17 protein-coding genes are annotated in these 19441 nt (G+C 68.4%); 5 read left to right on the forward strand and 12 right to left on the reverse strand.

The window, feature by feature from the left end; genetic code table 11:
* From TBIF_RS13165 to TBIF_RS13190, 6 genes are all read right to left on the reverse strand, one after another.
* The coding region (locus tag TBIF_RS13165; protein WP_024795262.1) for an SDR family NAD(P)-dependent oxidoreductase at positions 1 to 652 on the reverse strand (652 nt) is incomplete at its 3' end.
* On the reverse strand, positions 652 to 1464 hold the full coding sequence (locus tag TBIF_RS13170) for a crotonase/enoyl-CoA hydratase family protein (RefSeq protein WP_024795263.1): 813 nt from the start codon (positions 1462 to 1464) through the stop codon (positions 652 to 654). The genes TBIF_RS13170 and TBIF_RS13165, both read right to left, overlap by 1 nt.
* Complete coding sequence (locus TBIF_RS13175; protein ID WP_051461535.1) at positions 1461 to 2597, reverse strand: CaiB/BaiF CoA transferase family protein; 1137 nt, start codon at positions 2595 to 2597, stop codon at positions 1461 to 1463. The genes TBIF_RS13170 and TBIF_RS13175 overlap by 4 nt, the downstream gene beginning before the upstream one ends.
* Entirely contained in the window at positions 2594 to 3718 is a 1125-nt protein-coding gene (locus tag TBIF_RS13180; protein ID WP_051461525.1) for a CaiB/BaiF CoA transferase family protein, read from the reverse strand. The genes TBIF_RS13175 and TBIF_RS13180 overlap by 4 nt, the downstream gene beginning before the upstream one ends.
* Positions 3719 to 3727: 9 nt before the next feature.
* Complete coding sequence (locus TBIF_RS13185) at positions 3728 to 4033, reverse strand: hypothetical protein (RefSeq protein WP_024795266.1); 306 nt, start codon at positions 4031 to 4033, stop codon at positions 3728 to 3730.
* Between the two features lie 37 nt (positions 4034 to 4070).
* Positions 4071 to 5582, reverse strand: coding sequence for a class I adenylate-forming enzyme family protein (locus TBIF_RS13190; RefSeq protein WP_024795267.1), 1512 nt, complete (start codon positions 5580 to 5582; stop codon positions 4071 to 4073).
* Positions 5583 to 5973: 391 nt separating this feature from the next.
* On the opposite strand from TBIF_RS13190, the gene TBIF_RS13195 reads away from it, so the two are divergent.
* A complete protein-coding gene (locus TBIF_RS13195; RefSeq protein ID WP_024795268.1) occupies positions 5974 to 8121 on the forward strand; it encodes an acyl-CoA dehydrogenase family protein in 2148 nt (715 codons plus the stop codon).
* Positions 8122 to 8149: 28 nt separating this feature from the next.
* Complete coding sequence (locus TBIF_RS13200) at positions 8150 to 9337, forward strand: CaiB/BaiF CoA transferase family protein (protein ID WP_038171097.1); 1188 nt, start codon at positions 8150 to 8152, stop codon at positions 9335 to 9337.
* 71 nt (positions 9338 to 9408) lie between these two features.
* Here the strand turns inward: TBIF_RS13200 and TBIF_RS13205 are convergent, their stop codons facing one another.
* From TBIF_RS13205 to TBIF_RS13225, 5 genes are all read right to left on the reverse strand, one after another.
* The gene (locus tag TBIF_RS13205) at positions 9409 to 10176 is read right to left on the reverse strand and encodes an SDR family NAD(P)-dependent oxidoreductase (RefSeq protein ID WP_024795270.1); all 768 of its coding nucleotides are present in this window, start codon (positions 10174 to 10176) and stop codon (positions 9409 to 9411) included.
* A 303-nt stretch (positions 10177 to 10479) separates the two neighbouring features.
* The gene (locus TBIF_RS13210) at positions 10480 to 11808 is read right to left on the reverse strand and encodes a TetR/AcrR family transcriptional regulator (protein WP_024795271.1); all 1329 of its coding nucleotides are present in this window, start codon (positions 11806 to 11808) and stop codon (positions 10480 to 10482) included.
* 82 nt (positions 11809 to 11890) lie between these two features.
* The gene (locus TBIF_RS13215) at positions 11891 to 12316 is read right to left on the reverse strand and encodes a MaoC/PaaZ C-terminal domain-containing protein (protein WP_024795272.1); all 426 of its coding nucleotides are present in this window, start codon (positions 12314 to 12316) and stop codon (positions 11891 to 11893) included.
* Entirely contained in the window at positions 12316 to 12777 is a 462-nt protein-coding gene (locus TBIF_RS13220; protein ID WP_024795273.1) for an FAS1-like dehydratase domain-containing protein, read from the reverse strand. Before TBIF_RS13220 ends, TBIF_RS13215 begins: the two co-directional genes overlap by 1 nt.
* The gene (locus TBIF_RS13225; protein ID WP_024795274.1) at positions 12774 to 13886 is read right to left on the reverse strand and encodes a phosphotransferase family protein; all 1113 of its coding nucleotides are present in this window, start codon (positions 13884 to 13886) and stop codon (positions 12774 to 12776) included. Before TBIF_RS13225 ends, TBIF_RS13220 begins: the two co-directional genes overlap by 4 nt.
* An 83-nt stretch (positions 13887 to 13969) precedes the next feature.
* Here TBIF_RS13225 and TBIF_RS13230 point away from each other — a divergent pair, with 83 nt between their 5' ends.
* From TBIF_RS13230 to TBIF_RS13240, 3 genes are all read left to right on the forward strand, one after another.
* Positions 13970 to 15058: a TIGR03857 family LLM class F420-dependent oxidoreductase gene (locus TBIF_RS13230; RefSeq protein WP_084611699.1), complete on the forward strand. Its 1089-nt coding sequence runs from the start codon at positions 13970 to 13972 to the stop codon at positions 15056 to 15058.
* Between the two features lie 110 nt (positions 15059 to 15168).
* Positions 15169 to 16605: an aldehyde dehydrogenase gene (locus TBIF_RS13235; RefSeq protein ID WP_024795276.1), complete on the forward strand. Its 1437-nt coding sequence runs from the start codon at positions 15169 to 15171 to the stop codon at positions 16603 to 16605.
* A 48-nt stretch (positions 16606 to 16653) separates the two neighbouring features.
* Entirely contained in the window at positions 16654 to 17781 is a 1128-nt protein-coding gene (locus TBIF_RS13240) for an NDMA-dependent alcohol dehydrogenase (RefSeq protein WP_024795277.1), read from the forward strand.
* Between the two features lie 49 nt (positions 17782 to 17830).
* Here TBIF_RS13240 and TBIF_RS13245 read toward each other — a convergent pair whose 3' ends face one another.
* Positions 17831 to 19396: an MFS transporter gene (locus TBIF_RS13245; protein ID WP_038171099.1), complete on the reverse strand. Its 1566-nt coding sequence runs from the start codon at positions 19394 to 19396 to the stop codon at positions 17831 to 17833.
* Between the last annotated feature and the right edge of the window lie 45 nt (positions 19397 to 19441).

Below are 19441 nucleotides of genomic sequence, written 5' to 3' on the forward strand. Positions count from 1 at the left end.
CGCCGTCCTCGGACAGCAGGAACTCCACCACCCGGGCGATGCTCGAGGGCTGCGCCCAGTTGCGACGGTCGGAGTCGGGCATGGCGGCGCGATTGCCGGGGGTGTCGATCACGAACGGCATCAAGGCATTGACCCGGATGTGGTCCTCGATGTACTCCAGCGCCAGCGTCTCCACCAGTGCGACCACGGCGGCCTTCGACGCGATATACGGCGCCGCACCGGGGAAGGGACGGCGGGTGGCCGCGGCTGACATGCAGATCACCGAGCCGCCACCGCCTCGGATCAAATGGGTGAGCGCGGCCTGGGTGACGGAGTAGGCCGTCCGCAGGTTCAGGTTGAGCTGGGAATCCAGGACCGCGATCGGCGCCTCGTGCACCCGCTGGCCGGAGGTGAACCCGCCGACGAGGTTGACGACGCCGAACAGTGGGGCCGACGGGTCGGCGGTGGCGACTGCGATCGCGGCCTCCAATTGGGCCTCATCGTCGAGGTCGGCCTGCACGAGGTGCAGGTTGGGGTGCTCCGGGAGCCGGCTGAGCTCGTCGCGGACGAGCCACGGCACCACCACCCGCCAACCTCGCTCCAACAGATGGGTCGTGACCGGGGCGCCGAGCCCGCCGGTGCCGCCGGTGACGAGGGCGGTCCGGTCGCTCATCACTTGCCCTGCCAGACGGGGAGGCGCTTCTCGGCGAACGCGAGGGGGCCCTCTTTGGCGTCCTGGGAGTATGCGATGGCGGGCAGCGCCGCGGACGTCATCTCCCAGCCCTTCTGCTCGTCGGGACGAGCGCCATCCTCTGCCTGGCCGAGCGCGATGCGCTTGTGCGCCTGGACCGCGAGCGGGGCGTTTGCCGCGATGCGCTCCGCCAGCTCGAGCGCGGTGTCGAGGACCTTGTCGGCGCTCACGACGCGGTTGACCAGATGCAGCTCCAACGCCCGGTCGGCGGTGATGGCCTCGCCGGTCAGCAGCAGCTCCATCGCGACGGTCTGGGGCAGCTTCGCGGCGAGACGGAACGCGCCGCCCGCGCCAGCGATGAGTCCGCGGGTCACCTCGGGCAGGCCGAACGTCGCGGTGTCGGCGGCGACCACGAGGTCGCTGGCCAGCACGAGCTCAGTGCCGCCGCCCAGCGCGGGGCCGTTGACGGCGGCGATAGTGGGCTTGCTGATGGCGTGGGAGACGTAGCCGGCCAGGCCCCAGTGCTCGCGGCCCACGGGAATGACGCTCTCGCCACGCATGATCGCCTTGAGGTCGGCGCCCGCGCAGAATGCCTTGTCGCCCGCGCCGGTCAGCACCACAGCGCGGATCTCGGGATCCCGCTCGGACTCTTCGAGGGCGTCCCCGACTAGAACGCACATTTCGGCATTGACCGCGTTGCGCGCCGCAGGCCGGTTCAAGGTGATGAGCATGATGTTGCCGCGCCGCTCGATCAACGCGGGTGGCGCGACAGTGTCGGTGGTTTCCGAGGTCATGGGTGTCCTTTGGTTGTTGTCGGTGCGGGGGAGAACTCGGTCGGACCCGCCCATACCTGCTGGGCGGAGACGGCCGAGCGCGCTAACGGCCCTGGCCGGGCGGGGGGAGTGCGGGAGAATCGGGGTGCGGGGAGCGGCTGGAGGACGCCGTCGATGGTCCCGATGGCGTCGCGCGCCACGAACTGCGGCTCGGTCGCGGCCTCGGCGAAGCTCAGCACAGGAGTCACACAGGCGTCGACGTCCGCGAACAGGTCGGTCCACTGGGACCGGGTGCGCAGGGCGAACCGCCGGGCGATGGCCGCTCGGAGCTCGGGCCAACGCGGCTTGTCGTACTGCCCGGGCAGCGCGGCGGGCTCGAGTTCGAGGGCGGCGAGCAGCCTGGCGTAGAACTGCGACTCGAAGGCGCCGACCGCCATATAGCCGCCGTCGGCGCACTCGTAGGTGTCCCAGAACGGGCAGCTGCCGTCCACCAGGTTCGCGCCCCGTTCGTCCGACCATTGCCCGCTTGGCCGCATGGACCAGGACTGCTGGGCCAGCAGCATCGCGCCCTCCGCCGCGGCGACGTCGACCACCTGGCCGCGCCCGGATCGCCCGCGCTCCCAGAGCGCGGCGAGTACGCCGGCGACCAGGAACATCGAGCCGCCGCCGAAGCCGGCGACGACGTTCAGGGGCGGAATCGGCCGGTCGTCCGCCCGGCCCATCGCGTGGAGGATGCCGGTGGGTGCGAGGAAGTTGATGTCGTGCCCGGCCTGCCCGGCGCGCGGTCCGTCCTGGCCCCACCCGGTGACCCGCGCGTAGACGAGGGCCGGGTTGCGTGCGAGCGCGACCTCGGGGCCGACGCCGAGGCGTTCCGCCACTCCCGGCCGGAAGCCCTCGACGAGCAGGTCGGCTCGTTCGATCAGACGGAGGGCACATTCGGCGCCCGCCGGGGACTTGAGATCCGCCTCCACGATCCGACGGCCGCGGTGGATGTGGTTTGGCGGCTCGCCGAGCTCGCCCGGGCGCTGCACGCGCACGACGTCCGCGCCGAGGTCGGCCAGGATCATCGCCGCGTGCGCGCTCGGGCCGATACCGGCGAGTTCCAGTACCCGCAGGCCGTCGAGCGGTCCCCCGGCGGGGCGGGGGCCGGTCATCGCCACACGCTCGCGGCGGGCACTGCCGCCCGTGGCGGGGTGGTGGGGTGGGCGAGGGGGGTGCGCGAAAACGCGGGAGCCGGTGCGGGTTGCAGGACCCCGTCGAGCTCGAGGAACACGTCGCGGTCGACCATATGGGGGTCGGCCGCGGCCTCGTCGAAGGTGAGCACCGGCGTGACGCAGGCGTCGACCCCGGCGAACTCCCTCGCCCACTCGTCTCGGCCACGCTGCGCGAACCGCTCAGCTAACGCCGCGCGGATCTTTGGCCAACCCGCCTGATCACGCTGGGGCCCCAGCGTTTCCGCGTCGAGTCCCAGGGTGCTGAGCAAGCGCGCGTAGAACTGGGGCTCCAACGCGCCGACGGCGACGTACCGGCCGTCGGCGCATGCGTAGGTGTCATAGAACGGGGCGGACCCATCGAACACGTTCGTGCCGCGCTCGTCGGACCACTGGCCGGTGCCACGCATCGACCACAACAGGTGGGCGAGGGCGGGTGTGCCGTTTACCATCGCGGCGTCGATCACCTGCCCGCGCCCGGAGGTCTGGCGTTCCACCAGGGCCGCGAGCACGCCGACGACCAGGAACATGGAACCGCCGCCGAAGTCGCCGAACAGGTTCAGGGGCGGCGTTGGGGGCTGGTCCGGGCGACCGACCGCGTGCAGCAGTCCCGTGAGAGAGATGTAGTTGAGATCGTGGCCCGACTGTTGGGCACGTGGTCCGGTCTGCCCCCAGCCGGTCACACGCCCGTAGATCAGCCGCGGGTTGCGGGCCAGCGCGACGTCCGGGCCAAGGCCCATTCGCTCGGTCACACCAGGACGGAACCCCTCGACCAGAACGTCCGCGCGCTCGAGCAAGCCGAGGACGGTGTCGATGCCCTCAGGGGCCTTCAAATCGGCCTCGACTAGCACGCGCCCGCGCAACTGCTGGCTGGCGACGCGGCCCTCGGCCGGAAGCAGGCCCGGGCGCTGGACACGGACCACGTCGGCCCCCAGATCCGCCAGCAGCATCGCGGCATGGGGCCCGGGCCCCATGCCTGCGAGCTCCAGCACGCGGACACCGGCCAGAGGCCCACGGACGGGTTGGGCAGGGGCGGGGAGGGGCTCAGCGGCTTGTGTGGGCATAGCGGACGGTCAGTCGCTCGAGGGCAGCGGCTTGGCGGTCTTGACCGCGAGCGTCGCGTCGCCGAGTGCCAGGCTGCCCTCGCCGGGCTTGGTCACCAGGATCTCGACGGTGGCGTCGTCGTCGGTATAGCGCTTGCCGAGCAGCGAGCCATCCTGGAGTCCCGCCACGATGGCGAGGTCCGCGGCTGGGGTTTCACCGATATCGATCATGGCGTGCCCGCCACACTTGAGCGGCGCGTTGGACTCGCTGGCGCGGACGACGATGACCTCGGTCGCGCAGACCTGGCTGCGGAGTCGGGATCCGGATTTCAACATGGTGTTTCCTCTCGATCGAACTGGGTTGACGGGGGTCTCAGGCGTGGCTGGGCTGGGCTAACTCCGCAAGGATGTCGGCGACGATGTCCTTGCGCAGGATCTTCCCCGTGAGCGTCGTCGGCAGCTCGCTGCGGAAGATGATCCGGTCGGGCGTGCGGGAGCCGCGGAGGCGTTCGCGCACGTACTCGCGGAGGCTCTCGGGGTCGGGGCTCTCGCCTGGCTCGCACACCACGCTGGCGACGATGGCCTGGCCCCAGCGGTCGTCCGGCACGCCGACGACGGCCACGGAGCGGACCTGCGGATGGTGGATCAGCACGTCTTCGATCTCCGCGGGCGCGATGTTCTCGCCACCCCGGATGATCGTGTCGTCGTTGCGGCCCACGACGAAGAGGAAGCCGTCCTGGTCCTGGTAGGCGACATCGCGGGTGGGGAACCAGCCGTTCTTATCCAGCACGGAGCCGATCCCCATGTACTCGCCGGAGACCTGGGGCCCGCGCACCCACAGCTCGCCCTGTTCGCCGTTGGCCGCAGGCCGGTCGTCGAGGTCGCGGATCTCGATCTCGATGCCGGGAACCGCGCGCCCGATCGAGCCGAGCCTGGCCCGGACCGACGGCTCGTCGCTCGCGATGGCGATGCGGTGGTCCTCGGGGCCGAGCAGCGCGATGGTCGAGCTGGTCTCGGTCAGCCCATAGGCATTGACGAAACCCACCCCGGGAAAGGCGCGCAGCGCTGCCTCGAGTGTGGGCAAGGGCATGCGGGCCCCGCCGTACGACAGCGACTTCAGGGTGGGGATGTCGGCGTCGGCGGCGCCGAGGTGGTCGACGATCAGGTCCAGCATCGTCGGCACGACCATCGCGGAGGTGGCGCCCTGGTCTCGGGCGATCTCGACCCAGCGGCCGGCGTCGAAATGCGCGAGGTAGATCATGCGGCGTCCGGCGTAGAAGTTGGTGAGGATCGTCCCCATGCCCGCGATGTGGTAGGGCGGCACGCTGATCAGCGCGCCGTCGGCCTCATCGGCGGAGCCATAGTCGACAGTGCCCATGACGTAGCTGAGCAGGTGGCTGTGGCGAAGCACCACCCCCTTCGGCTCGGATGTGGTGCCACTGGTGAACAGCACAATGGCGGGGGCATCTGGATCAACCTCGGCGGCGGGCCGTGGCGCGGCGGTGCGAGCCCGCTCGAGCAGGTCCTCGGTGGTGATGACGGTGGCCGCGCCGCCGGCGACGACGTTGAGATACTCGCGGTCGACGACGACCAGGGCGCCGTCGATGCGGTTGATGAGCTGTTCGAGCTGCTGGGCATTGAGCCGGTAATTGATGGGAGTGAACGGGATGCCCGCGTGCGCGGAGGCGAACAGCGCGGTGGGCAGGGCGAGTCCTGAGCCGCCGAGGAAGACCAGGCTCTTGGCTCCGGACTCGATGAGGACGCTCCCAACGCCCGTCACCAGCTCCGCGAACTCCTGGTAGCTCAAGGTGGTGCCGTCGGCGGAGATGGCCGTGCGGTCCGGGTTGCCGGACACCGCCATCTCCAGAATCAAGGTGATGCTCATTTTCAGTTCCGATCGACGTCGTCTGGGCTGGGCCACTGGCTGTGAGCAGGCACGGGGATAGCTCCGAGTATGACTACACTCACATTCACACCCCGTACGATAAGACATCATCTGACATCTTGTCTACATGACGCAGGTAATCGCCGGTCCAGTGCGTCATTTGCTGATTATGGCAGCGTATCGCTGTCTGGCGGGCTTTTATGGTGGTCTCGGGCAGGAGAATCGCGCGGGGACTGTCGCCCACGCCTCCTTTTAGATAGCCTCTATCTGACAACGAGAGTCACTCGATCAAAGTCCTTGGCGCCGACGAAGCCCGCAGTCGAGGCCGGCGGGCGCCGGTTCGACCCGACGGTCCACCCCCACGTGCAGCTCAATGGAAAGGAATTCCGCCATGGCATTGGCGATTTTGGACGAACACAAGGAACTGGCTGAAGTGGCCATGTCCCACCTCACGAGGCAGAAGTCGCGGGAGTCGGCGCGGGCGCAGTTGGCCGTGGACGCCGCCGAGCCGGCCGCGCTCTGGTCGGCCACAGCCGAGCTGGGCTGGATGGGACTGCATCTGCCCGAGCAGTACGGCGGCTCCGGCTTCGGCTTGCCCGAACTCACCATCGTCCTCGAGGCGATGGGCCATGAGCTGACGCCCATCCCATTCCTGCCCACAGTCGCGGCCTCCGCGACCCTCGCCCGGTGCGCGCCCGGGACTATCTGCGAGGCGCTCCTTCCCGGTCTGGCCGATGGCTCGGCCGTCGGGGCGTTGGGCATGTCCGATGGCCTGTCTCTCGACTCCGACGGCGTCGTGTTCGGGGAGAGCCTCGTCGTGCTGGGCGCGCCGCAGGCGCAGGTCCTCCTGCTGGTCGTGGGCGACGATGTCGTCATCGTGGAGCCGGGCGATCCCGGGGTGACGGTGCAGGAGCAGGCCGGCCTGGACTCGAGCCGGCGCATTGGCAAGGTGATCCTGTCCGGTGCGGCACTGCCCGCTGAGCGGATCCTGCGCGGCGCGGCGCGCACGGCGATCACGTTGTACCGGGTCCTGGCCGCGGCGGAGGGCGTCGGCAGCGCGCTGGCCTGCCTAGAGATGGCGACGGACTATGCAAAGACCCGCGAGCAGTTCGGGCGGACCATCGGCACGTTCCAGGCGGTCAAGCACCACTGCGCGAACATGCTTATCGACATCGAGATGACAGTTGCGGCGACCTGGGACGCGGCCCGCACGTCGAATATCGACGAGGCCTGGTTCGCGGCCGCGGTCGCGGCGTCACACGCGGCTCGCGCCCAGGTCAACGCCGCCCGCATGAACATCCAATTGCACGGTGGGATCGGCTTCACCTGGGAGCACGACGCGCATCTGTACCTCCGCCGCGCGGACACGGTGGCCGCGATCCTGAACGAGGGGCGCGACCCGTTGGCGGATGTGACTGCGGCGTTCATCGCCGGCGAGGCCCATGGCGCGCCGTTCGAACTGCCCGCGGAGGCGTCCGCCCACCGTGCGGCGGCACGTGCCGCCGTCGAGCGTCTCCGTGCGTTGCCCGAGGCAGAGCAGCGGGACTTCCTGGTGGACAGCGGCTACCTGGTCCCGCACTGGCGCAAGCCGTGGGGCCGTGAGGCGGGCGTCGTGGAACAGCTGGTCATCGAGGAGGAGTTCGATGGTGTCGAGCTGCCCGAGCTGGGTATCGGCGGTTGGGTGAACCTCACGATCTCGCAGGAGGGGACCGACGAGCAGAAGGCTCGCTGGATCGATCCGGTCCTCCGCGGGACGTCCAACTGGTGCCAGCTGTTCAGCGAGCCGGGTGCCGGCTCGGACGCCGCCGCCGTGCGCACCGCGGGGAAAAAGGTGGACGGGGGCTGGCGAGTCACCGGCCAGAAGGTTTGGACCAGCGCCGTCATCGGCTGCGACTGGGGCATGGCCACCGTTCGCACTGACGCGGAGGCGTCCAAGCACGCCGGGGTGACCATGATGGCGATCAACCTGAACGCCCCAGGCGTTGAGATTCGCCCGCTTCGCGAGATCACCGGCGACGCCTTGTTCAACGAGGTGTTCTTCGACGACGTGTTCGTCCCCGACGAGGACGTCGTGGGCGGTGAGGGCCAGGGCTGGAAGGTCGCCCGCGCGACGCTGGGCAACGAGCGCGTGTCCATCGGCGGCGGCAGCGGCTCGATCAAGTTCACGGGCGTGGAGCTCGTCAAGCTGCTGGAGAGCTCGGCTCGTCCCGGGGCGGAACGCGAGGTGGGCCAGGTGCTCGCAGAGGAGCACACACTGCGGCTGCTGAACCTGCGGCAGGCAGCACGCGCGATCATCGGCTCGGGTCCCGGGCCTGAGGCGAACGTGACGAAACTGCTCAAGGCGGAGCACTCGCAGCGCATCGTGAACCTGGGGATGTCGCTGGCCGGGGCGGCTGCCGTGGTCGGCGAGGCGCCCGGACTCACCTACGACTACCTGTTCACTCGTTGCCTGACTATCGCGGGCGGAACCTCGGAGATCATGCGCAACACCATTGCGGAGCGGCTCCTCGGATTGCCGCGAGACCCGCTGACCCGGTAGCGGTGTCCACCGATGACAAGAGGAGCAGATGGTGACTGACCTACCACTGGCTGGAGTGACCGTCGTGAGCCTGGAGCAGGCGGTGGCGGCACCGTACGCCACCCGCCAGCTCGCGGACTTGGGGGCGCGCGTGATCAAGGTCGAGCGCCCCGGGGCTGGCGACTTCGCCCGCGGGTACGACGAGACCGTGCACGGCCAGTCCAGCTACTTCGTGTGGCTGAACAGGTCGAAGGAGTCGTTGACGCTGGATCTGAAAACCGCCGAGGGTCAACAGATCCTGCGCGAGGTGTTGGCGGACGCCGACGTCCTCGTGCAGAACCTGGGGCCCGGGGCGACAGGCCGGATGGGGCTGGGTGCAGACGACCTCGCGCTGACGCATCCGAGGCTCATCGTCTGCGACATCTCCGGCTACGGCGGCGATGGCCCCTGGCAGACCCGGAAAGCCTATGACCTGTTGGTGCAGGCGGAGGCGGGCCTGCTCTCCGTCACTGGCGCCCCCGGCGAGGTGGCCAAGGCGGGGATCTCGGTGGCCGACATCGCGGCTGGCACCTTCGCGTTCTCGGGGATCCTCACCGCGCTCTACACCCGGGCCGTCACCGGCAAGGTCCGCGCGCTGAGCATCTCGTTGTTCGAGTCGCTGGCCGAGTGGATGGGTTCGCCCGCCTACTACTCCCGCTACGGCGGTGCCAGCCCCCTGCGCACTGGAGCCCGCCATGCCACCATCGCGCCCTATGGCCCGTTCACGGCCGGCGATGGCGGCGTGGTGCTGCTCGCGATCCAGAACGATCGCGAGTGGCGCAATCTCTGCGCCGGGATCCTCAATCGTCCTGAGCTGGTGGATGATCCGAGGTTCAATGCGAACTCGGGCCGGGTGGCGAACAGGGACGAGCTGGAGAAGATCATCACCGATGACATCCAGCGGTTCGGGGCCGACGAGCTGGCGGCGCGGCTGGAGGAGTCCGCGATCGCGAATGCGCGAATGAACACTATGGCCCAGTTGTGGGAGCATCCGGTTCTCGCCGGGCGCGAACGCTGGCGCGAAGTCGAGACCCCGGGCGGCGTGATCGAGGCGCTGCTGCCGCCGACGACGCTGCGCGGGGTGGAGGCGCACATGGGCCCGGTCCCGGCGGTGGGTCAGCACAGCGCCGCCATCCTCGCGGAGCTCGGGCGGTCCGAGCCGGACATCGCCCGGCTGCGTGGGGCCGGCGTCATCTGACGGGCCGCCAGTCGAGAATGGGGTCCCACCGACTAGTTCGGTGGGACCCCATTCTCGTTCGCGCTCCGACGCTACTTGGGTTGGAACCGCAGCGCGCCGTCGATGCGGATGACCTCGCCGTTGAGGTAGTCGTTCTCTGCGATGTGCTGGACCAGCGCGGCGTACTCAGAGGGGCTGCCCATCCGGTTCGGGAACGGAACCGTGGAGCCCCAATGCTTCTCGGCCTCCTCACGCTCCATCTGGAACGCCGGAGTGAAGAAGGTGCCCGGCGCGATGGCCATCACGCGGATGCCGAGCTTGGTCAGATCGCGTGCGGCGGGCAGCGTCAGGCCGACAACCCCGCCCTTCGCGGCGGAGTACGCGGTCTGGCCGATCTGCCCCTCGAAGGCGGCGATGCTGGCGGTGTTCACGATCACGCCGCGGCCGCTGTCATCGGCCTCGTTGCGCGCCATCGCCGCCGCGCCGAGGCGCAGCACGTTGAAGGTGCCGTTGAGGAACAGGTTGACGTACCACTGGAACTGCTCAAAGGAGGCAGGCTCGCCGTCCCGGCCGACCACTCGAGAGGCTCCGGCTCCTCCGCCGTGGGCGTTGACGACGATGCGGAGCGGTGCGAGCTCATTCGCGACAGCCAGCGCCGCGTTGACGCTGTCGTCGTCCAGCACGTCGGTGCGGACGTATCGAACGCTTCCGCCAAGCTCCGTCTCGAGCTCCTTGCCGCGCTCGTCGTTGAGGTCGGCGATAACCACGGCTGTGCCCGCCTTGGCGAGCTGGCGGACGGTGGCCTCGCCGAGGCCGCCGGCTCCGCCGGTGACGAGCGCAGACGCCTTGCTGATGTCCATGGGGTCCTCTCTGAGGAAATGTTGGGGGAGGTTGCTGGGGCGAACGGGTCGCGTGCCGATTACCAACATGACATGTCTGTCAGAAATATTCAAGAGGTGGCGACGGAATAGATGGAAATAGTTTGGCCGGGTGAGGTCTGGGTGTCGTCTGATTGCGAGCTGTCGGCGCCGCGGCTGGCGGATGGGCCGCCCTCTAGCGGTCTGGCACTGATGAAATTCGGTCGACAATGGCCGCCCCGCTGGGATTCGGACTATTGGCAGGCGCGGTGTGGCGGCGGGGCGGCGTCGCGGTCTAAATAGTCGTTATGTCAGAAGGTGGCTGAAAAAGCCCCGCCGGATGCACAGGATGATCAGGTCCACAAACTGCTCCTCGGACATCGGCTCGGGCAGCTCTTGCGCCGCGGCCGGGACGCGGGAGACCAGGGCGCGGAACAGGACTGCCGCCAGCACCGGGTCCAAGGGGTAGTCGCGTTTGCGGTCGATCAGCGTGAAGAGCGACGCATCCATCATGCCCTGCCCGTGCGCACCGAACTCGTACACCAGATCCCGGTCGTTGCCCTCCTGGGTCCACGCGTCTATCGATCCCGCGTAGTGGGCGGAGAACTCGGCCATGTCCGCGATCCACTGCCGCAGCGCGGTCTCGTGCTCGGCCATCGGGTCGATGTGGCGGATCCGCTCGGCGAGGTCGAGGGCCCCGTCCAACGCCTGGGTGCTCAGGGTGACGAGCAGGTCTTGCTTCTCGCTGAAGTATTTGTAGAACGTGCCGCGGGCGAAGCCGGCCTCCTCGACGATGTCGTCGACGCTGGTGCGGTGGTACCCCTTCTCCCTGAACTGTGTGGCCCCGGCCTCGATCAGCGTGCGCACGGTCTTGACGGCGCGCGTGCTCAGCCCGGCGATCCGATCCTCGGTGGTGAGGCCCTCGGTGGAGGGCGGCTCGGGGATCGCGATCTCGGTGCCGCCGCTGGGCCGCAGAGCCAGGCTGTTGAGCACCGAGGCTGGCGTGTCGGGGAACAGGACCAGCTGGAGGTAGACGGACACGGCGTCGATGATGGACTGCGTGTCACGGCCGTAGACGCGGCCAGTGTGCATGAACAAGTTCATCCGGTGCACCATCGCCTGCATCACCATGGCACCGGCGACGGGGTCGATGCCGTCGATCTCCGAGGTCTCGAGCCGCGTGGTGATGAGGTTGTTGTAGCCGCCGATGAAGCGGCTGATCTGCGGGCGGACGGCGGTGTCGGAGGACGCGACTGCTGTCCACTGGATGAACATCGTGGAGTACTTCTCGAAGACCCAGCTCCACTCGCCAAGCCACCAGTTCAGGTTGTCGAAGCCGACCTCGGTGGGGCCCAGCGGCCCGATGCGGCGGGCGACCCGGAAGAGTGCCCGGCCGCACTCCTCGAGCAGCTCGATGAAGATCTCATCTTTTCCTGGAAAATACTGGTACAGGGTGGCGCGTGAGATGTCCGCGGCTTTGGCGATCGCGTCTACGGACGTGTTGAAGAAGCCCACCTGCGAGAACAGGTCGAGGGAGACGTCGACAATCTTGCTGCGGGTGTTCGCGCCGCGGGTGCCGATCTCCGGGCTGGAGGGGCCATAACTGGCACGGCGCGTGATCGGGTTAGCAGACATCGGTGCACAGCCTAGCGGTAGGGCCGAGGTGGTATGGACTCCTCGGCGGGATTGTCCTTGTGTTCCCAGGAATCGGTACTTATTATGCCCGGGCGGGCAGGTGAAAGTCTGCCGAGCCGCTGATCGCGATTCCGCCGGTCTGCCTGGTGCACGTCAATTCGACCGTGACGAGCGTGCCGCCGTGCGCGGCAGGCGCGGACGCGGTGATCTCCCCGGCGCAGGTCAAGACATCCCCGGGCCAGACCTGCTCGCGGAACCGCACGCCGAAACGCCGCACGTTCTCGGCGCCGAGCCAGTCGGTCGCGAACGTGGCGAGGAGAGCTGATTGGTGCATGCCCTGGGAGAACACGGACGGATTGCCGGCGGCGCGGGCGAGGACATCGTCGTAGTGCATCGGGTTGAGGTCGCCCGAGGCGCCCGAGTAGCGGACGAACATCTGGGTCGTCAGCGGCCCGAACACCCGGGGCTCCGTGGTGGCGCCGACGTCGATCGAGTCAGTGCTGATCATCATTTGGGCTCCTTTGCCGCGGTCTCGATGAAGGTTCCGCGTGCCTCGGCGACCAATTCGCCGTCAGCAGAGCGGAATTCGGTGGCGATCACGGCAAATCGCATCTGCCCGCCGCGCTTGCCCGGCTTGTCGAAGCGTTCGAGCACCCGCTCTCGAGCCAGCAGCGTGTCGCCGACCTTCGGCAGCGAGCCATGGAAGATGTACTCTTGCTCGCCGTGCAGCAGGCGCTTGCGTTCGAAGCCGAGGGTGACGCGGACGTCGGCCGGGGCCCATTGGACGGCGTTGATCAAGAACGTGGGCGGGACAACCGCGTCCGGCCCCTCGTATGCGGTGCTCTCGGACTGCATCGCGCGGGCGAACTCGCGGATCTTGCCGCGCTCGATATGCACCTCCCACTCGCCGCCGACCGTGCCGACGGGGGAGGGCTCGGGGGGTGTGGCGGACCCGGAACTTGCGGTCATTGTGATGAGCTCCTTTGATTTCGGTGTTCGCCGAGGTACTGCTCGACGAGGGTGACTGCGTTCCCCGGGTAGCTGTGCGCGGTCTCCACGTCCAGGCCGTCGCGGATAAGCAGTGTCGCCAGGCTGTTGGTGATCAGTGACAGGACGCAGGCGGCGACGAGCTGGAAGTAGGCGAGATCCTTGGTGGGCTGGCCACCGAACTGCTCGTAGCGGCGGATGGTCTCCGCGTCGTCGGGGATGCCGGGGAGGCGGGCGAAGCCGAGGGACTCGGAGAGATAGCGCTCGAACATCAGCCACCAGCCGAGGTCGATCTCGGGTGGTCCGGTGCTAGCGGTCTCCCAGTCGAAGATCGCGGCGACGGTGAGGTCGTCGGCGAAGGACATGTTGCCCACCCGCGCGTCTCCCCACACGACGCCCTCGGCTGTGGTGGCCGGCATCTGCTCGACGAGCACGTCGATCGCGGTGGACAGTACGCCCGCGCCAACGACCACGTCCGCGCGAATTCTCTCGTGCCAGCCGCGGAGATGCTCGATGTATCGGCCGAGTGCGGTCCCGGTGTCCTCGACGTCTCCGCGGAGGTAGGCCAGATCTTGCGGGTCGTCCACCCGATGGACCGCTACCAATGAACGTAAGGCGTTGTTGAACAACGTCTCTCGATCCTCAGGCGCAAGGTCCGCGACCCAGCCTCGTTTGTGCCAGCTTGGCACGTCGGACGGAGTCCGTCCGTCGACTCGGCGCATCAGATAGAACGGCGTGCCGAGAATGCTCGGATCGCGTTCCGTGAGGACGATGGCTGGTGTGGTGACGCCGGCGTGGACGCCGAGCCTGCTCATCACCTCGGCCTGGCGTACCGCATCGGGTTCGACGAACAGCTGGTGGTCGGAGGCCTGCATGCGCAGCACGAGGGGCATTTGCTCCCGCCCACCTTCGCGGTCCTGCCAGCTGGCGGTGAAGAACACGGTCTTGCCTGAATAGCCGGCGTCGGGGGCGGAGAACTCCGAGATGGTGAAATCCGAATGGTCGCCCGCCACGAGGCGGCTGGGTAGCCACTGCTCGAGTGTCGAGCGCACGTCCCCGTCGAGCTGGCCTCGGGTTGCCGAGTAGGACAAGGCCACTCCCTTCTATTGGATCGCGACGGAGCGCGAAGCCGTAGGTCTTCCCAAGTTGTAGCCAATACTGTCAGAATACAATCATGAACCAGAATAATTCCAGTCTTGTCGATACATCGGATCCCCATGTCGGAGGGTTCGGCGGAGCTGGCCGGCTCGCGCTAGGCGCCTATGCGCTGCCCGGTCGGGTGCCGGATCCGCGTCCAGCGATTGCCCAGGCTATTGAGGCCGAGCGGCTGGGCCTGCGTACGTTGTGGTTGAGCGAGCGGTGGGGCACGAAGGATTTCGGGGTGCTGGCGGGCGCGTTCAGCCAGGTCACGAAGGAGATAAATATCGCGGCGGGGATCACGCATTTCCAGTCCCGCCACCCGGCGATGCTCGCGTCGCTGGCGATGACCGCGCAGGGGCTCACGGACGGCCGGATGGTGATGGGGATCGGTCGGTCCGTCGACCGGATGTGGAGCGCCGTGGGGCTGCCGAAGTCGACCAATGCCTCGATCATCGACTCCGCGGACATCTTCCGCCGGCTGTGCCGGGGGGAGAAGGTGAAATACGACGGACCTGCGGGGACGTACCCCTCGCTGCGATTGAACGACGTGCCGGACGCGCCCGTCCCGCCCCTTGTCTTCGCCGCGATCGGGCCGAAGGGGTTAGCCCTGGCGGGACAACATTTCGACGGCGTGCTGCTGCACCCGTTCCTGACCCCGGACGCGGTTCGGCGATCAGTCGCCATTGTGCGCGATGCGGCGGCGGCGGCGGGTCGGGCGCGGGACTCTGTGCGCGTCTACGCCACCGTCGTGGTGGCCTCGGGCCTCGAGCCGGGCGAGGAGGCCGCGGTGGTGGGCGGCCGGGCGGTGACCTACTACCAGATCCCGACCTTCGGAGAGCAGCTCGCCAAGGTCAATGGCTGGGATGTGGCTGCGCTTCAGGCGCTGCGATCGCATCCGCTGCTGGCCGGCGTGCGTGGCGCGGCGGACTCGGTCCGCACGCGCGAGGAGCTCACGGAGGTGTCGAGGGCGCTGCCCGAGGAGTGGATTCGGGGCGCGTCGGCCCTGGGCACGGCAAGTGAGTGCCACGCGATGTTCGAGCGTTACCGGGAGGCTGGGGCGGACGAGCTGGTGCTGCACGGGAGCACTCCCGACCAACTGGGTCCGGTGCTCGGGCGGAGTTGAGGCCAGCCCTTGCCGTAAAGTGACATTACTGCCAGAATCGATTCTTGGCAGGCCTGGTGCCGTCCATAATTCCGGGCCGCGTCGGCAGACATCGCGAGGAGAGGCAGTCCGTGCACGAATTCGAAGGTGTTTATATCTCGGGACAGTGGCGCCCAAGCGCGGGTCCGCGAATGACGGTGGCATCCCCGGCCAATGGGGAGGTCCTCGGACACGTCACTGAGGCGACGAGCCTCGATGTGGCGGACGCGGTGGACGCGGCGCGCGCAGCGCTGGAGCACGGCCCGTGGGGCCGCACCACCGCCGCCGAGCGGGCAGCCGCCATCGGCCGGATCGCGGACCACATCGAGTCCAGATCCGCGGAGTTCGCCGACCTGGTCTCGGCAGAGGTTGGATCCCCGCGGCGATGGGCATCCTTCGGCCAGATCGCGACCATGCTCGGGGTGCTGCGCACCTACGAGAAGATCACGGCAGACTACGAGTTCGAGTCCATCCGCCCGTCTGTCATGGGCGGCGAGGTCGCGGTGCGGCAGTTGCCCGTCGGGGTGGTCGGCGCCATCCTGCCGTGGAACGCGCCGCTGTTCACCGCCGCTTTGAAGATCGCGCCGGCCTTGGCCGCCGGCTGCACCATGGTGCTGAAGCCGTCGCCGGAGGCGCCGCTGGCGATCTCGCTGATGGCCGAGGCGATTGAGGCAGCAGGTGTCCCGGCTGGCGTGGTCAACATCGTCTCGGGCGACGTGGCGACGGGCGAGGCCCTGGTGGCGCACTCTGGCGTGGACAAGGTCAGCTTCACCGGCTCCACCGCGGCAGGCCGGCGGATCGGCGCAGTATGCGCCGCGGACATCCGGCGGTGCACGTTGGAGCTTGGCGGGAAATCCGCCGCGATCCTGCTCGACGACCTGGACCTGGATGCCAAGACCATCGGCAGCCTGGTCGGCGGAGTGATGTCCAACAACGGCCAGGTGTGCGCGGCGCAGACTCGCATCCTGGTGCCCGCAGCGCGCTATGACGAGGTGGTGGACGCGCTCGGCGCGGCGGTCGCGGCGCTCAAGGTCGGCGATCCGGCAGACCGGAGCACGGACGTCGGACCCGTGATCAACCGCGCGGCGCGGGACCGCATCGAGGGCTATCTGCAGCGAGCTGGGACCGCCGGTGCGAGATTCGTCGTCGGCGGAACCCGCCCAACCAGCCCGGAAGCCGGCTGGTATGTCACCCCTACGCTTGTCGCGGATGTCGACAACACGATGGAAATCGCGCGCGAGGAGCTTTTCGGCCCGGTTGCCGTAGTGATCCCGTACACCGACGAGGACGACGCCGTCGCGCAGGCCAACGACTCGGACTACGGGCTGGCCGCCGCGGTGTGGTCCGCCGACCGCGACCGCGCGCGCCGGGTGGGATCGCGCCTACGCGTGGGCACAGTCGCGGTGAACTCCGCGGCGCCCCTAGATTTCGGGAGCCCTTTCGGCGGCTTCAAGAACTCCGGGATCGGCCGGGAGGGCGGCCCGGAGGGGATCGCCAGCTACGTCGAGGCGCAGTCGATCATCCTCTGATCCGCGTCCGCAGCACTTGACAGCATTCGCACTACTGGAAGGAATCACATGGAGACGAAGGCAGCGGTCCTTTGGGAGCGGAACACTCCCTGGTCGATCGAGACGATCCGACTCGACCCGCCGAAGGATCAGGAGGTGTTGGTGGAGCTGCACGCCTCCGGGATGTGCCACTCCGACGAGCACATCGTGACAGGCGATATGCCCTTCCACCTGCCCTGCATTGGAGGGCATGAGGGCGCTGGCGTGGTCAAGGCGGTCGGCTCGCACGTGTCCTGGATCAAGCCGGGAGACCACGTGGTGTTCGGGTTCATCCCGTCCTGCGGGCATTGCCCATCGTGCTCGAGCGGCCACCAGAACCTCTGTGACCTCGGGGCCAAGATCTACAGCGGCCGCCAGATCTTCGACGACACGGCGCGCCACCACGTGGGCGACCAGGAGCTCGCGCTCGCATGCGGCATCGGGTCCTTCGCCCACCACACCGTGGTGCACGAGGCGAGCTGCATCAAGATCGACCCGGCCACACCGCTGGACCGGGCCTGCCTGCTGGGCTGCGGCTTCATCACGGGCTGGGGCTCGGCCGTGTACACCGCGCACATCAAGCCCGGCGAGACGGTGGTCGTCGCCGGCATCGGGGGCATCGGCGCCGCCGCCGTGCAGGGCGCCCGCTTGGCAGGAGCCCGCACCATCACCGCGATCGACCCGGTCGAGTTCAAGCGGGAGGAGGCGCTGCGGCTTGGCGCCACCCACGTGGCCGCCTCGTGGGAAGAGGCGAAAGCCGTTGTCGCGGAAGCGACGTGGGACCGCGGTGCGGATAAGTTCATTTGTGCGATGGGCGTCGGCGAAGGGCGCCTGATGTCCAAGGCCCTGGCTATGACGGCAAAGCGCGGCCGCGTGGTGGTGACGAACATCCACCCGATGGCCGAGCGGGAGATCTCGGTGAACCTGATGGACCTCACGCTCACCGAGAAGCAGATTGTCGGCAGCCTCTACGGCTCGGCCAACCCGCGCCGAGACATCCCCCGCGTGCTGGAGCTGTGGAGCGCGGGCCAGGTCGACCTCGACTCCATGGTGACTAAGACGTACTCGCTGGAGGAGGTCAACGACGGCTACGAGGACATGCGCGCCGGCCGCAACATCCGAGGGGTGCTGCGCTACCCGGCGGCGGACTCCCTCTGATCGGATCCGTACCCCGCCGCTGAGCTCCCGCCCGAATGAGGGTGGGAGCTCAGCCGTCTGTGTTGGCGTGGCGCTCGACCGCGGTCTGCGTGCTGAATGGGATGTTCGGGAGCGTGAGGATGGCGACCAGGCCAATGACCGCGAGTGGAACACACAACAAGAACAGATCGGCGATGATGTCGGCGTACTGCTCCTGCACCAGGCCGCGCAGGGGTTCTTCGAGATCCGCCGCCCGGGGGACCGCGGTGCCGGGCTCGTCGGTGTGGGCAACTCCGGTGGACGCTTGGAACGTGAGCAGGCGTGCGGTCAGCACCGCGCCGAGAACGCTGATGCTGACCGTGCCGGCCAGTTGCCGGAAGAAGGCCGGCAATGCGCTGGCGGCGCCCAGATGTTCAGGGGGCGCACAGTTCTGGGAGATGACCAGGAGGTTCTGCATCAAGATCCCCACCGCGAAACCGATGCACAGCAGATAGCCGGAGACGGTGATCAGGCTCGATCCGACTGTGATGGTGGCCAGCCCGCCCAACCCGGCCGCCAGAGCGGCGCCACCGAGCACCACCCAGAGCTTCCAGCGCCCGGTCCGGCTGATCGATTGTCCGACCACGGTGGCGGTCACGAAGGTGGCCACCGACGTCGACAGCATGAGCATCCCTGATGCCGAGGCGCTGAGGCCGCGCGCGATCTGGAAGTACTGGCTCATGAAAGTGGGCACCGCGATCATCGTGATGCCAAGCGCCACACCGGCTATCACCACGCGCAGGATTGACGCGTCGCGCATTAGGGCGAGCGGGATGATGGGCTCGGGCACGCTGCGTTCGACCAGGATCACCAGGATCAGCAACGCCGCGAACGCGGCCCCCATCGCGGCGGAGGGCCAGGAGGCCCACGCGAACTGCTGCCCGGCCACCGTCACCCACACCAGCAGCACGCTGGTGGCCGCGGAGATCAGGGTGGCGCCGAGCCAGTCGATCCGCGCCGGGCGGGTCTTCGGCGGCAGGTGGACGGATCTCTCCAGCAGCAGCACGGCCGCGATCGCGAACGGGATGCCGAGGTAGAAGTTCCAGCGCCAGCCGATGGAGTCGGTGATGAGGCCGCCGAGGACCGGGCCGCCCATGGTGCCGACTCCGATGACACCGCTGATCAGCCCTGCGTAGCGGCCACGCTCGCGCGGGCTGAGCAGATCTGCGATCAGCACAGGGCCCACCGCTATCAGCCCGCCCGCGCCGACTCCCTGCAGTGCTCGGAAGCCGATGAGGATCTCTGCGGTGGGGGACAGGCCGGCGCAGAGGGAGGCCAGCACGAAGAGCCCGATGGCCGCGTGCATGAGCCGCTTGTGCGAGTAGAGGTCGGCCAGCTTGCCCCAGACGGCGAGGCTAATTGTCGTGGTGAGGAGGGTGGAGGTCACCACCCAGGTGTAGGCGGTCTGGCCCGCGCCGAGGTCGCTCATCATCACCGGCAGCGAGGTGAGGATCGTGGTGGAGGCGAGCGCCGCCAGCACAATGCCCAACAGTGTTCCGGCAAGGGCCATCATGACCTGCGCCCGCGTTGGCGGAGGGAATGTGGGCGCAGGCGCCGAGCACCCCGCCGCCTCGGTCGTGTCGTCGTCCAGGCTCATGGCTGCTCTCAAGTTGTGCGAAAACAGCTCTAGGACTCCGTTGCC

Source organism: Tomitella biformata AHU 1821, from assembly GCF_000524475.1.
Lineage (GTDB): Bacteria > Actinomycetota > Actinomycetes > Mycobacteriales > Mycobacteriaceae > Tomitella > Tomitella biformata.